Genomic DNA, 14,334 nt, shown 5'->3' on the forward strand with positions numbered 1-14,334 from the left:
TCCGGGATTATAGGATATGCTCCCGGACATAAGATCAGATAGTCATAGCTTTCCGAGTATTTCTCGCCGCTGCCGAAATCATGAGCGACAACTCTTTTTTCCGCAGGTATAATCTCCTGCACTTCGGTCAGCACCCGCACATCGATAGCAAAACGCCTGGACATAGCACGCGGGGTTTGTACCACCAGGCGATTCTTCTTGTCAATAACTCCCCCTACATAGTAAGGCAGTCCACAATTAGCGAAGGAGATGTCCTGACCTCTTTCAAACATGATTATTTCCGCTTCTTCATCCAATCTTCTCAACCGGGCTGCAGCGCTGGCTCCTGCAGCCACACCGCCAATAATTACTATCTTCTTACTCATATCCGATGACCCGAGCAAAGGCTAGTTCATAACCTTCATGCCAGGTGCTTTCACCTCTCTTTCTATAAATTTTATTATGCCCAAGCCTCTTGGCTCAATAGAACTGAAAGGCTAATATGCTGACCATGAATGAGACAATCACCAATCCCACGATAATCGACAGCCACACGCGCCGTTTGGAACGCGTGCCCTTTCTCAAGAATGCCAAGGTGAATACCTCCTTCCATGTATAATAGAATAATAAAAGTCTGGCAACTCAATGTCTACCAGACTTTTGTTGGTTTATTGAAGCATGGCATTATAACATCTGTGCTGGCTCCCAAAAAGGTTATTCCATTGAACGGTGCCGGTTCTGTTCCGGTTCCTGTCATAGCCTCCTCCATATAGCCATATGCTTCTAAACTGTAAAATCTAATCTATTTTCTAGTATTTCTTTTTCTTTCGAGCAGCTTCTGATTTCTTCTTTTTCCTTATACTGGGCTTTTCATAATGCTCGTGTTTCCTAATATCTTGCATTACGCCTGATTTCTGACAGGAACGTTTAAATCTCTTCAGCGCAGAATCAAGCGATTCATTTTTTCCTACTTTAACTTCGCTCATTGTTTCCCTCCCCTCATCCGACTGGGCTGAAATAAATGCCACTATATTTTACTATTCCTGGGCTTTGCCGTCAAGATTAGCCCGGAGGCCATTGGAGGTTTCTTCCGCCGAGTAAATGGTAATGAACATGCCTAACCGTCTGCCCTCCCCATTCTCCGCAGTTGTTCACCAAGCGATAACCATTGGCAGCAATACCCTGGTCCTGGGCGATCTTAGCTGCTGCAAGCTGCAGGCGGCCCAACCAAGCGGCATCGTCTAGGCCGGCTTCGTTAAGAGACGGAATATGTTTTCGAGGTATAAGCAGGATATGAATAGGGGCCACAGGGTTGATATCTTCCAGGGCGATCAAGTCATCGTCCTGATATACGATTTTGCTCGGGATTTCCTGAGCTGCAAGCTTACAGAATATACAATCTGCAGCGTTCACCTTTTCACCCCCTCCAGCCTCGAATTAACCTGCTTTTAAGCATAACGATGTACGCATCTATTTTACCAGATAATCGGCCTAAATTGAAACCTCTTTTCTTATTTCCCCGTAACCTCCATATTATTCATAAAATCCAGATTCATCTAATGTACTGGAATATCATCGACACACCCCATGGCAACGCCCTGTTCCTGACCTATAATACGCACCTTCGCAAACTCTCCCCTGAGATCTCGCGAGCTGTCCCACCTGACTTCAATATAGTTGTCACTTAACCCGGTATAGGTTTGTGCCTGGATACGCTGTTCTACCAATACCCTGAGCATCTGGCCGCAAGAGTTCTCAAGTCTTTGAAAATGCTTGTCGCGGGCTAGCTGCAGCAAAGCCTGGCTGCGTTCTTGTTTTACCCCTTCATCGATCTGCCCCTTCATCAAGGCGGCAGGGGTGCCTTCCCGGCGGGAATACTTAAATACATGTAAGTCTAACAAAGGCAATTCAGCTAGAAGATCGTAGGTTGCCTGAAAATCCTGCCGGCTCTCTCCGGGGAAGCCCACCATCACATCGGCACTGAGCCCAACACCAGGAATCCGCTTCGATATTTCCAGGATCAGATCCCGGTAATACTGCCCATTGTAGCGCCGGTTCATGGCCTTTAGTACAGTATCACTACCGCTTTGCAATGGCACATGAAAATGCCTGCAGATCCTGGGTTCCTGCTGCACCAACTGCAGCAGGGCCGGGCATATTTCCAGGGGCTCAATGGAACTGAGCCGGATGCGGTAATCCCCATCAACCTCGCCCAAAAGCTGTTTTAAGAGCTCAGTGAGGTTGATATTTTTTAAATCATATCCATATAATCCGGTGTGTATGCCGGTTAAGACAATTTCCCGATAGCCCAATTCGACCAGGCGCTGTAACTCCGCCTGTACATGTTCCGGCCTTTTGCTGCGCACGGCGCCGCGAGTATAGGGCACAATACAGTAGGAGCAGTAACTGTGACAGCCATCCTCAATCTTGATAAAAGCCCGGGTGCGCTCATGCCGGCCGGTAAAAAGCACCGGAGTTAACGAGGCGAAAACCCCATCGGCATCCCCTCTGACAGTACCTCCTACCAGGTCAGGGATTCTCTCCTTGTCCTGATTATCAACCACCATGGAAACGCCGGGGATGGCTTTGATTTGATCGGGATCAGCCTGGGCCAGGCATCCTGTAACCACGATCTGGGCCAGAGGATTGCGGCGGGCCGCTCTGCGTATTACCGCCCTGGATTTTCGGTCGCTGACGTGGGTTACCGTACAGGTATTTATAACATAGATATCGGCTGCTTCGTTAAAATCCACCACCTGGTAGCCCTGCTTCAAGAAGGCTTCTTTGATCTGTTCAGTATCTACTTGATTCACTTTGCAGCCCAAGGTATAAAAGGCGGCCTTTTTCATTACTTTTCCTCTTTCAATTAGGGCGTTCCCAGGTCGCCGGCTTCGTAAAGAGCCAGGGCGCTAGCTACCAACCCGGCAGTTTCAGTGCGCAACACCCGGGAACCCAGGGAAGCGGTATGTACGCCCCGGCCTGTCAACTCCTGTATTTCATCTTCATCCCAACCGCCTTCAGGCCCCACCAGCAAAAACAGATCTTTTTTATAACACCGGGGTATCAAGGTACGCAGCACCTCTTTGTAGCCAGTGGTACGCTCTCTCTCGTAAAGGGCTACTGCGGGGCGGCTTTGCATTACCGCGAGAAGCTCTGTCAGGCTTAAGGCCGGGTTTATTGTCAAGCAGCGGTTGCGACCCGATTGTTTGCAGGCTTCGCGGGCGATCGACTCCCAGCGCCGCAGTTTCTTTTCCACCATGCTCCCTTTAAGCTGCGCTATGCTTCTCCTGCACTGCAGCGGATAAATAGAATGCACCCCGATTTCCACAGCCTTTTGCACTATCAATTCCATTTTTTCGCCTTTGGGAAGGCCCTGCACCAGATGGATGTTTACAGCCGGGCAAGCCTCATTTTCCAGGATCTTTTCCAGGACCGCCACCACTCGTTTGCCCTGACTGCCCTGGAGAAAAGCCTGGTAGGAGGCGCCCTCACCGTCAAACAAAATTATTTTGTCACCGGGTTTAAGCCGCATTACCGTAAGTGCATGCCTGGATTCGCTCTCATCCAGAATTGCCTGGCGGCCCTCAATATTCTGCGGTGAAATAAAAAAGCGGTGCATAATACACCCCTCCGCTGCAGGTATAACCTGGTTTTTAAAGCCGGCGAGCGGCCACCCCTACCCAGTCGGAATCTAAAATCACCTGTTCGATAAAGAGGCCGGCCTTTTCCAGGGCCTCTTTGGCTTCTGGCCAGCGCCGGTCTTGAATACCGGAAGCGAACAGCAAACCGGAGCTGTTCAGAATAGGAACGGCTACAGGCAGCCAGGGCAGAATCACATCTGCAGTAAGGTTGGCCATAATCACATCGGCGCGCTGTTGTTTAAGATCCTGAAAAATATCCCCGGCAACGGCCTTGATCTGCTCATCAAGGCCATTTAAAGCGATGTTTTGCCGGGCGATTCGTACCGCCAGCCCATCGAGATCCATAGCCAGAACTTCGCCTGCGCCAAGTTTGGCCGCGGCTAAAGATAGTATTCCCGAACCGCATCCGGCATCGATCACCTTTTCGCCGCCCTTGATATACTGCTCGATAAATATCAGACAAAAGCGGGTGGAAGCATGAATACCGGTTCCAAAGGCCATGCCTGGATCGATCTCGATTACCACATCTGTCAATTCGGGCTCATACTTTTCCCATGACGGCTTAATCAGCAAACGCTGTCCGACTCGAAAGGTATGGTAGTACTTCTTCCAGCTGTCCTCCCAGTCTTCATCCTTAACCCCTCTGGTTTCGATTTCAAAGTCAGAGCCTAGCAGCCTCTGTATCTCTTCCAGACCCTGTTCGATCTCTGCCGTCACCTGGCGGTCTTCATGAACATAAGCTTTAACCCGAAAAGGCCCCGGGCCGGAAAAATCACACCCCGGAGCTTTATCCTCATCGACCGGCTCCCGGAATATCTGCGCCGCCCCGGGGTCTTCAATCATCACCCCGCCGCAACCGAGGCGGTGAAATAGTGCTGCAACCGCTTCGACTCCCGGGCCGTTAGTCAATACGCTTATTTCAATCCATTGCAAATCTTCCACTCCTAGCCGATAACGTCTTTAAATTTATCGAATATGCCTTTACGCCCTGGTTTTTGTTCCTCGCCTTCCTCAAAAAAGGCTTCTAAGAGCTCACGCTGCTTTTTGCTGACACGAGTGGGGATTCTCACCTCCACGACAACCTTCAGATCTCCTATACGGTGCCCCTGCACATGCGCGACCCCTTTGCCTTTGGCAGTAAGGATGGTTCCCGGCTGAGTCCCTTCCGGTATATGCATGTTGTGCACGGCTCCGCCGGGCAAATCTATGCTAACATCAGCACCCAGAGCAGCCTGTACAAAGCTGATTTCCAGGGTGGTGACAAGATTGTAGCCCTCGCGTTTGAAGCGGGAATGGGATCTTACCGAAAGCAAAATGTAGAGGTCGCCGGCCGGGCCGCCATGGCTCCCTATTTCTCCCTCTCCCTGGATGCGGAGGCGGGATCCGGTATCAACCCCGGCCGGGATGCGCACGTTGATTTTGCGATTCTTTCTTTCCTGTCCGGTTCCCCGGCAATGGGTACAGGGCTTTTCGATTATTTTGCCTTCGCCATGACACTGATTACAAGGCCTTACGGTCTCAAAACGCCCAAATGGCGTGCTTTGCACATTGCGCACCTGTCCTCTGCCATTACAGCTGGGGCAGGTTTTGGTTGAGGAACCCGGTTCCGCCCCACTGCCCTGACAGTGCTCACAGGATTCGACACGGGATAATTCCAGGTCTTTTTCAATGCCGAACAAGGCATCTTCAAAGCTGATATCGAGCCTTATCTCACGGTCTGCCCCTCGTCTGGGCCCGGTTCTTCTGCTGCGTCCGCTGGCGCTTCCGCCAAAAATAACATCAAATAAGTCCCCAAAACCAAAATCATTGATGTCAAAATCAAATCCGCCAAAGCCCCCGGGACCGCCATGACCGGGTTCAAAGGCCGCATGGCCGAATTGGTCATAAGCGGCCCGCTTTTGCGCATCACTGAGCACCGCATAGGCTTCAGTAAATTCCTTGAATTTTTCGGCAGCCTCAGGGTCTTCCTTGTTGACATCAGGATGGTATTTGCGAGCCAACTGGCGATAGGCCTTTTTTATCTCTTCCGGGGTGGCATCGCGGCCAACCCCCAGCAGCTCGTAGTAATCTCTTTTTGCAGGCATCTGAATCCACCTTCCTGGCATAATAGGCTACGCCCGAAAACCAAAGGGCTTCCGGGTCGCTCCAGCCTGTTTGCGTGGTTTGCTGCATCCCCAATTAATGTGAGGTGATTAGAACCATCTTTATATTATACGATGTAGAAAGCTTTTTCTATAACTTATCAATTGCCGTTATTTGGATTCATCTTCAACTCGATAATCGGCATCGAAGACCTCATCGTCTGCGGCCCCGCCCGGTGCAGCGCCTTGCTGATCCCCCTGGGCTTGTTCATAGAGCTTGCTGCTCACCGCGTAGAAGGCCTGCGTCAGGGCTTCCGTCTTGGCCTTGATGTCTTCCACATCGCTGCCTTCCAGACTGGTTTTGAGCGCAGCTATGGCATCTTCCACCGGCCGTTTGGAATCCGCGTCGATCTTGTCTCCGTTTTCTTTGAGCGCTTTCTCAGACTGATAGATCAAACTGTCGGCCGCATTGCGAGCCTCGATCTCCTTGAAGCGCCGCTCATCTTCTTCGGCATGGCGCTCGGCATCTTCCATCATCTTTTTAATGTCTTCGTCGCTTAAGCCGCCGGAAGAAGTGATGGTGATTTTTTGTTCCTTGTTAGTAGCCAGATCTTTGGCGGTAACATTGACGATGCCGTTGACATCGATATCAAATTTCACCTCAATCTGAGGAACTCCGCGGGGGGCCGGCGGGATGCCGGTCAATTGGAATCTCCCCAGAGTGACATTGTCGTTGGCCAGTTTTCGTTCGCCCTGTAAAACATGGATATCGACCGAAGGCTGTTGATCAGCCGCAGTGGTGAATATCTGACTCTTGGCTGCAGGAATGGTGGTGTTGCGCTCGATGATTTGGGTAAATACCCCGCCCAGGGTTTCGATTCCCAAAGACAGAGGGGTTACGTCCAGCAAAACCACGTCGGTGACATCTCCAGCCAGGACCCCGGCCTGAATGGCTGCCCCGACGGCCACCACTTCATCTGGATTGATGCCTTTGTAGGGTTCTTTGCCGATGAAGTTTTTGATGGCGTCCTGTACAGCGGGAATGCGGGTGGAGCCACCCACTAAAATGACCCGGTCGATCTGTTCTGATTTGAGACCCGAGTCTTTCAAGGCCTGGCGGGTGGGTCCCATGGTCTTTTCCACTAAATCCGCGGTCATTTCGTTAAAGCGGGCCCGGGTGAGTGTTTTTTCCAGGTGTAAGGGGCCATCCTGAGTAGCCGTAATATAGGGTATGTTAATGTCGGTGCTCATCAGGCTGGACAATTCGTGTTTAGCCTTCTCAGCCGCTTCTTTAAGGCGGTGCATAGCCATTTTGTCATTGGTCAGGTCTACTCCCTGTTCCTTTTTAAACTCTGCCACCAGCCAGTTGATAATTTTATCGTCAAAGTCATCGCCGCCCAGGCGATTATTGCCGCTGGTTGCCTTGACCTCAAACACCCCGTCCCCGATTTCCAAAATGGAGACGTCAAAGGTGCCGCCGCCCAGGTCGAAGACCAGAATGGTCTGGGCGTTTTCCTTGTCCATACCATATGCCAAAGCGGCCGCAGTGGGTTCATTAATAATGCGCAATACCTCCAGGCCTGCTATTTTGCCGGCATCTTTGGTGGCCTGGCGCTGAGCGTCGGTGAAATACGCCGGTACGGTAATGACCGCCTGAGTGATGCGTTCTCCCAGATACGCCTCAGCATCGGACTTCATTTTCTGCAGGACCATGGCTGATATCTCTTGCGGGGTATAGCTTTTATCATCAATCTTGACCCGGTAATCTGTACCCATACGGCGTTTGATGGATAAAACCGTGCGGTCCGGATTGGTAATAGCCTGGCGTCTGGCAACGCGGCCCACTAACCTCTCTCCGCTTTTGGAAAAGCCCACCACAGATGGAGTTATGCGTTCTCCCTCCGCATTGGTAATAACTTTGGCTTCATTGCCCTCCATCAAGGCTATAACTGAATTGGTTGTACCGAGATCGATTCCTACTACTTTTGCCATTTAAAACACCTCCACATTCTGGAAACAATTATTATACAAGCAAAGACTGCCGCTGCAATTGCTATCCACTAACCTTAACCAGGCTGGGCCTGATTAATCTGCCGTGCATGATATAACCTTTCTGTAGTTCCTCAATAACTGTATTCTCAGGGTGTTCAGAACATGCTTCAACAGATAAGGGCTGGTGGAACTGCGGATCAAAACACTGCCCCAGGGCCTCCACCGGCTCAACCCCGGCCTGGGCAACGATCTCTTTAAGCCGCTGGCAAACCATGCTGATTCCTTTGTGCAAACTGGCATAGTCCTGTTCCGGGCTGGCCATATCCAGAGCCCTTTCCAGATCGTCAATCACGGTCAGCAGTGGTTTGATGAGGGGCAGGGAAGCGAATTTGAGATACTCATCCCGTTCCCTCTGATGCCGCTTTCTCAAGTTTTCAGTCTCAGCTGCCGCCCTGAGATAGAGATCGTAATTCTTCTTGCTCTCTTCCTGGACGGCTTGAAGGCGTTCATTCAGCCCGGCTATCGATTCTGCGGCGGGCGGCGGGTTTAGGCTGGAATCCGAGCCCATTTCCTCCTGGTTGTGAACAGTCGGGTCTTCCGGTTTCATTTTTGATCACCTCTGTTTATTGAAATATCTGCGCTAAAATAACGGGTGGATGCTTCCCCCCTCGGCGGTATCCATTATCGAACTCTTAGTAGTGCTTTTTGAGCACTTCATCGATGATAGTGCGAACTGAATCAACCGTGCCGGCTGCTTTCCAATACTCCATGCGCACCGGGCCAATTACGCCTACCCGGCCAACTTCTCCGAAGATTTTATAACCTGCCAGGACGATACTCATTTCTTTGGCGTCATCCAGGCGATTCTCCCGCCCGATGGTGATATCAACGGTATCGCCGGTAGCTTCCGGAAGCAGGGCCTTAAGCACCGATTCCTCCTCCAATATGGCCAGAATCTTCTTGAGTTTGTCCAGGTTCTTGAATTCGGGTTCGTTGAGCATATTGAGGATGCCGCTTATAACCACCTTTTCTTCCCCGGTATTTTCAGTCAGATTTTCTATGGCCTCCAGTATCCCGTCTATTACCTTTTTTCTCTGGTTCAATTCATCCCTTAAGGACTGCAAATCAGTTTTGCGCAGCTCGGCAAATTTTTTCCGGGCAAAAAGCCGGTTAAAGACCTCATTGATACTCTGCAGCTCTTTAGTCTCCACTGATTGCGGGATATCAATCCTGCGGTGCATCAATACCCCGGTGTCAGTGACTACGATTACCATAGCTTTGCCCTTTTCCACCGGAACTAATTGAATATATTTGAACTCGTCAAATTTGACGGTGGGTACGATGATAAAGGAAGTATAACGGGTAACCTGAGACAGAAAATTGCCAATGGATTGAATGACCTCATCCCAATCCTGCAGATTGTCTTTGAGGATCTTTTGAAGCAGTTCTACCTCATCCTCCACCAGGTTTTCCCGCTCCATCATACAGTCCACATAATAGCGGAACCCGCTCTCAGATGGAATTCTTCCTGCCGAAGTATGGGGCTGTTCCAAATAGCCCATATCCTCCAGATCAGCCATTTCATTGCGGACGGTAGCCGCGCTGACGCGGAGGTCGTGTTTTTTGACTATGGCTCTGGAACCAACCGGTTCTGCGCTTTCAACGTAGTCTTTTATGATCGATTCCAATATCCTCTTTTTGCGTTCATCCAAGGTCATATCGATCACCCCTGTTAGCACTCTCGTTTGTTGAGTGCTAACCCCTACTTAATAAAAAATATCATCGCTGTAACTTCTTTGTCAAGCCTGGAAATCATTCAACAAAACAGCATAAAACCTGGTTTGATACCAAAAGCCCCGCTTTCGTTAACCTGAGCCAGCCGTGGTCCAATTCCAAGAGTCCGCTGCTCGTAAAGCGTTCTACCACTGGCCGAAATTCCTGCAATAGACTTATGCCAAACCGCCTTCTAAAAGCCTCCACATTCAGTCCGTTCGTAAGCCGGAGCCCCATGATTATAGCTTCCTGAGCCTGCTGCCGGGGCTTCATATCTTCCAGTACAATCTGAGCGGCCTCCGACCTGTTTGGCCCTCCGGCCATATAAGCATCCACATCGGCGGCATTCATCCAGCGCCGCCCGCCCAGGCGGCTGACAGCGGCAGCGCCGAAACCCAGATACTCGCCAAATTGCCAGTAGCGCAGGTTGTGCCGGCATAGATACCCGTCAAGGGCCAGATTGGATATCTCGTACTGAACGATCCCTTTATCGTGCAAATAATCAATGGCCTGGTAATACATGGCCTCTATATCCTCTTCTGCAGGCAAAACCAGTTCCCCCCGGGCTATGGCCCGGGCCATAGGCACCTGAGATTCCAGCTGCAGGAGGTATATAGAAATATGCTGCGGCTGGAAGCTGACCGCTTCTTGCAGGGTCTGCATCCAGGCAGTAATAGTCTGCCCGGGGATGCCGTAAATTAAATCAAAACTGAGGTTGTGAAACCCGGCGGCGTCTGCTGCCGTAATGGCTTTCCGGGCGGCTGCCGCGGAATGAATTCTACCTAGAACTCTGAGTTCTTTATCCTGCAGACTCTGCAATCCCAGTGAGACCCGGTTGATCCCGGCAGTTTTGCAGGCTTCCAGGCTGCTTCGATTTACGGTAGCCGGGTTGATTTCCATGGTGATTTCCAGGTCTTTTAACAATGTAAAACGGGAGGCCATAGTATTGATGACAGTGCCAATTTGGGCGGGTTTTAAGAGGCTGGGGGTTCCCCCTCCGAAGTAAATGCTGTCGACAGGTTTTCCCCGGTAGTCTTCAGAGCAGGCCGAGATTTCAAAGCAGAGTCTTTCGGTATAAGCCTGCAACTGAGCCTGGTCGGCAAAAGTCACCGAGTAAAAATCACAGTAAGGGCATTTTCTTCTGCAAAAAGGGATATGCACATACAAACCCAGACTGTTCTGAGGCCAGGTGGCTTCCATTAAATACAGCTCCTATGAAGGGACGCAAGTGGGGACGGTTCTTAACTTGCGAACAAGTGTGCAAGCCAATAACCATCCCCACTTGCGTTCCCTCGCTTCACCGGTTGCCCACAATTCAAAAATAAATATACCAAGCCAACATCCCCCGTGGGTCATTTTTTGATTCAGGGGCAAATCAACGCTATTCTTTTTCGATGTTTAGCACCGACATGAAGGCATCTTTGGGGACTTCTATGTGTCCGATCTGTTTCATGCGTTTTTTGCCTTCTTTTTGCTTTTCCAACAGTTTCTTTTTCCTGGTGATGTCGCCGCCGTAACACTTGGCCAATACGTCTTTGCGCATGGCTTTGACGGATTCGCGGGCTATGACCTTGGCGCCGATGGAGGCCTGAATAACCACTTCGTACATTTGCCGGGGGATGATGCGGCGCAGCTTCTGGGTCAGGGCCCGGGCGCGGTAGTAGGCGTTGTCGTGGTGGGTGATCATGCTCAGGGCGTCCACCACCTCGCCATTTAACAGAATGTCCAGTTTAACCAGATCGGATATCTCATAGCCGCTGATTTCATAATCCAGGGAGGCATAACCCCGGGTGCGGGACTTTAGAGCATCAAAAAAATCATAAAGGATTTCAGCCAGGGGCAGTTTGTAAGTTATCATCACCCGCTGCGAGGTGAGGTATTCCATATTGACATACTGGCCCCGCTTTTCCCGGCACAATTCCATGATGGCGCCTACAAATTCATTGGGAACCATCATGCTGGCTTTCACATAGGGTTCTTTGACCGCTTCCAGCCGCTGAGCCGGGGGCCATAGTTTGGGGTTCTGTATATCCATTTCACTGCCGTCGCTGAGCATAACCTTATATACCACACTGGGGGCGGTAGCCAACAAGCTCAAATCATATTCGCGTTCCAATCGCTCCCTGACAATCTCCAGATGCAAGAGCCCCAAAAATCCGCAGCGGAATCCGAAGCCCAGTGCGTCTGAGCTTTCCGGTTCATAGAATAATGAGGAATCGTTGAGTTTCAATTTGTCCAGAGCGTCCCGCAGTCTTTCGAAATCGTTGTTTTCCAGCGGATATAGACCACAGTATACCATGGGCTTCACTTCCTGATAACCCGGCAGGGGATTATCAGCCGGATTGGAGGCCAGGGTGATGGTGTCGCCCACCCGGGTATCGCTGACATTTTTAATGCCGGCCGCCAGGTAGCCCACTTCACCCGCTCCAAGGGTTTCGACCTCAGTCATATAGGGGGATATTACCCCTAATGCCGTGGTCTCGTACACTTTTCCGCTGGACATCATTTTGATCATGTCGCCGCGGCGGATCTGCCCGGAGACCACCCGGATATATGATATGGCGCCCTGGTAGGAGTCGAAATAAGAGTCGAATATCAAGGCCTGCAAGGGGCCGTGCTCCTCCCCGCGCGGGCAGGGAACGCGCGACACGATGGCTTCCAGGACCTCCTCCACACCCTGCCCGGTTTTGGCTGAGATGGGAATGATTTCTTCACTGGCGATGCCCAGCACATCCTCCATTTCCGTTTTGACCTTATCAGGATCAGCGCCGGGAAGGTCGATCTTGTTGACAATGCCTATGATCTCCAAATCCTGGTCCATAGCCATGTAAACGTTGGCCAGGGTCTGCGCCTCAATCCCCTGTGAAGCATCGACCACCAGCAAGGCGCCTTCACAGGCTGCCAGGCTGCGCGACACTTCATAGGAAAAGTCCACATGCCCCGGAGTATCGATCAAATTAAGTATATAGTCTTTCCCGTCCCGGGCCTTATAATTGAGGCGAACCGGCTGCAGTTTTATGGTAATCCCCTTTTCCCGCTCCAGATCCATTTTATCCAGGAACTGATCTCTCATTTCCCGCTCGCTGATAGTGCCGGTGACCTGTAAGAGGCGGTCGGCCAGGGTTGATTTACCATGATCGATATGGGCTATGATACTGAAATTGCGAATATGGTCCAGTGACAAAGAGATGCCCTCCAAATCGTTGTTGGCTGAATACCGCCTAGATTATAACCGATTAATGGGCCATGATGCAATTCTATCCTGACGCCTTCAACCGGCGGACCGCCTTCTGCCTGACCAGCGCTCGCCGATCATACTCTCCACCAGCCGGCCTTCTTCAGTATTGAGGCTATGGGTGATCAGGCCATAGAGCACCGCCCCCGCTGCCACACTGAAGGCCAGGCTCAGCAGAAGGTTGAAATGTGCACTATAGGGCAATCCGGTGAGAAGCCCGTTTAAAATCAGCTTCACCCCGGCAAACATGACCATTGCAGCGGCCAGCGACTTAATGAGGCTGAATATTATGGTCTTGCCCCCCAAAAGCCCCAGTTTAAAGCGCAAAACCAGGAGCAATAACAGGAGGTTGGCAATGCCCGCCAGGGAATAGGCCAGGGCCAAACCCTGGTGCTGCATATTCTTCACCAGCAACAGGGATAAGGCGATGTTTACGGCTATACTGATTATGGCGGAAATCACTGGCGACACCGTGTCTTTTAAGGCATAAAAGCTGCGGTTGACGACCTGTACCGCAGAGTAAGCCGATATGCCTACGGCATAGAAGACCAGGGCCTGGCTGGTAACCCGGGTCATCTCTGCGGTAAAATTGCCATGCTCGAATAACAAGGCGATAGTCGGTTGACCAATGGCGATCAACCCCAGCGAAGCCGGCAAGGTCAGTAGAAATATGGCTCTGAGCCCCAGTGAATTATGGCGTTTGAACTGAGCCCACTCGCCCTTGGCGCTGAGCATTGTCATAGCGGGAAAAAGCACGGTTCCGATAGAAACCGCGAATATGCCGATAGGCAGGTTCATGATGCGCTGGGCCAGCTTAAGAGCGCTTAAAACCCCGGGGCCTAAACTGGAAGCCAGGTTTTGTGCCACAAAGAGGTTGAGCTGCACTACCCCCAGGCCGGCGATCATCGGCACCATCAGGATTATGATCTCCTGAAAACCGCGGTTGTGCAGGTCAAAGCTGAAATAATACTTCAGCCCCACCCGTTTGAGAGCGGGAATCTGCACCATAAAACTCATGATGGAGCCCAGAACCACCCCCACTGAAAAAGCGGCTATCCCCAGATCTTCCACCAGGAGTACCCCGCAGGCGATGATGCTGATGTTATATAACAGGCTCCCCCAGGCCGGTGCGGCGAAATGGTGGTAAGAATTGAGGATTCCCATGGCGAAGCCGTTTAACACCATGAAGACCGTCTGGATAAACATAATGCGGGAGAGCCCGACCGCCAGCGCCAGGTATTCCTGGGGCAGCCCCGGCGCCAGAACATGAATCACCGGCTCAGTGTAGCGGTAAGCCAGCAAAAGCAAAACCGACAAGGCCAGCAATATATAATTAAAAACCACGCTGGCCGCTTTCCAGGCTTCCGAATCGCGCCCGGATGCGATATGAGCCGAGAAAACCGGAATTAGAGCAGATCCCAGAGCGCCGCCGATGAGCAGCATATACAAGGAGTCGGGTATGGAAAAGGCGGCCTGATAGGCGTCAGTGACGTAATTCTGGCCAAATATGGTATACAAGGCTACTTCCCGGCCGTAGCCCAGGATCCTGGACAACACCACCGTAAAGCTTAAAAACAGGGCTGCTTTTGCCATCTTCTGACCGCTTTGCGTCACCGTACTCCTCCTTCCGACG

13 protein-coding genes are annotated in these 14,334 nt (G+C 51.3%); all 13 read right to left on the reverse strand.

Features of this window, described 5'->3' with window-relative positions; genetic code table 11:
* Positions 1 to 365: FAD-dependent oxidoreductase (locus tag B2633_RS17505; RefSeq protein WP_483171935.1), on the reverse strand; the 365-nt coding region annotated here is incomplete at its 3' end.
* A 423-nt stretch (positions 366 to 788) separates the two neighbouring features.
* A complete protein-coding gene (gene rpsU, locus B2633_RS17510; protein ID WP_481037926.1) occupies positions 789 to 965 on the reverse strand; it encodes a 30S ribosomal protein S21 in 177 nt (58 codons plus the stop codon).
* Between the two features lie 76 nt (positions 966 to 1,041).
* Complete coding sequence (locus B2633_RS17515; protein WP_483171936.1) at positions 1,042 to 1,392, reverse strand: histidine triad nucleotide-binding protein; 351 nt, start codon at positions 1,390 to 1,392, stop codon at positions 1,042 to 1,044.
* A gap of 143 nt (positions 1,393 to 1,535) precedes the next feature.
* The gene (mtaB, locus tag B2633_RS17520) at positions 1,536 to 2,828 is read right to left on the reverse strand and encodes a tRNA (N(6)-L-threonylcarbamoyladenosine(37)-C(2))-methylthiotransferase MtaB (RefSeq protein ID WP_483171937.1); all 1,293 of its coding nucleotides are present in this window, start codon (positions 2,826 to 2,828) and stop codon (positions 1,536 to 1,538) included.
* Between the two features lie 17 nt (positions 2,829 to 2,845).
* Positions 2,846 to 3,598 (reverse strand): 16S rRNA (uracil(1498)-N(3))-methyltransferase, encoded by a 753-nt coding sequence (locus B2633_RS17525; protein WP_483171938.1) that lies wholly within the window; start codon positions 3,596 to 3,598, stop codon positions 2,846 to 2,848.
* Positions 3,599 to 3,632: 34 nt separating this feature from the next.
* On the reverse strand, positions 3,633 to 4,553 hold the full coding sequence (prmA, locus tag B2633_RS17530) for a 50S ribosomal protein L11 methyltransferase (protein ID WP_483171939.1): 921 nt from the start codon (positions 4,551 to 4,553) through the stop codon (positions 3,633 to 3,635).
* An 11-nt stretch (positions 4,554 to 4,564) separates the two neighbouring features.
* Positions 4,565 to 5,704: a molecular chaperone DnaJ gene (gene dnaJ, locus B2633_RS17535; RefSeq protein ID WP_483171940.1), complete on the reverse strand. Its 1,140-nt coding sequence runs from the start codon at positions 5,702 to 5,704 to the stop codon at positions 4,565 to 4,567.
* Positions 5,705 to 5,872: 168 nt separating this feature from the next.
* Positions 5,873 to 7,693: a molecular chaperone DnaK gene (gene dnaK / locus B2633_RS17540; protein ID WP_483171941.1), complete on the reverse strand. Its 1,821-nt coding sequence runs from the start codon at positions 7,691 to 7,693 to the stop codon at positions 5,873 to 5,875.
* Positions 7,694 to 7,754: 61 nt separating this feature from the next.
* Positions 7,755 to 8,300, reverse strand: a complete 546-nt coding sequence (gene grpE / locus B2633_RS17545) for a nucleotide exchange factor GrpE (protein ID WP_483171942.1) — start codon at positions 8,298 to 8,300, stop codon at positions 7,755 to 7,757.
* Between the two features lie 85 nt (positions 8,301 to 8,385).
* A complete protein-coding gene (gene hrcA, locus B2633_RS17550; RefSeq protein ID WP_483171943.1) occupies positions 8,386 to 9,411 on the reverse strand; it encodes a heat-inducible transcriptional repressor HrcA in 1,026 nt (341 codons plus the stop codon).
* 94 nt (positions 9,412 to 9,505) lie between these two features.
* Positions 9,506 to 10,666 carry a radical SAM family heme chaperone HemW gene (gene hemW / locus B2633_RS17555; RefSeq protein ID WP_483171944.1) on the reverse strand — a complete coding sequence of 387 codons (1,161 nt, stop codon included), beginning with the start codon at positions 10,664 to 10,666 and terminating at the stop codon, positions 9,506 to 9,508.
* A gap of 181 nt (positions 10,667 to 10,847) precedes the next feature.
* Positions 10,848 to 12,656: a translation elongation factor 4 gene (gene lepA, locus B2633_RS17560; RefSeq protein WP_483171979.1), complete on the reverse strand. Its 1,809-nt coding sequence runs from the start codon at positions 12,654 to 12,656 to the stop codon at positions 10,848 to 10,850.
* A gap of 81 nt (positions 12,657 to 12,737) precedes the next feature.
* Positions 12,738 to 14,315, reverse strand: coding sequence for a murein biosynthesis integral membrane protein MurJ (murJ, locus tag B2633_RS17565; protein WP_483171945.1), 1,578 nt, complete (start codon positions 14,313 to 14,315; stop codon positions 12,738 to 12,740).
* Positions 14,316 to 14,334: the final 19 nt, after the last annotated feature.

Origin of the sequence: Syntrophomonas sp. UBA1041 (assembly GCF_002316705.1) — a bacterium.
Lineage (GTDB): Bacteria > Bacillota > Syntrophomonadia > Syntrophomonadales > Syntrophomonadaceae > DTU019.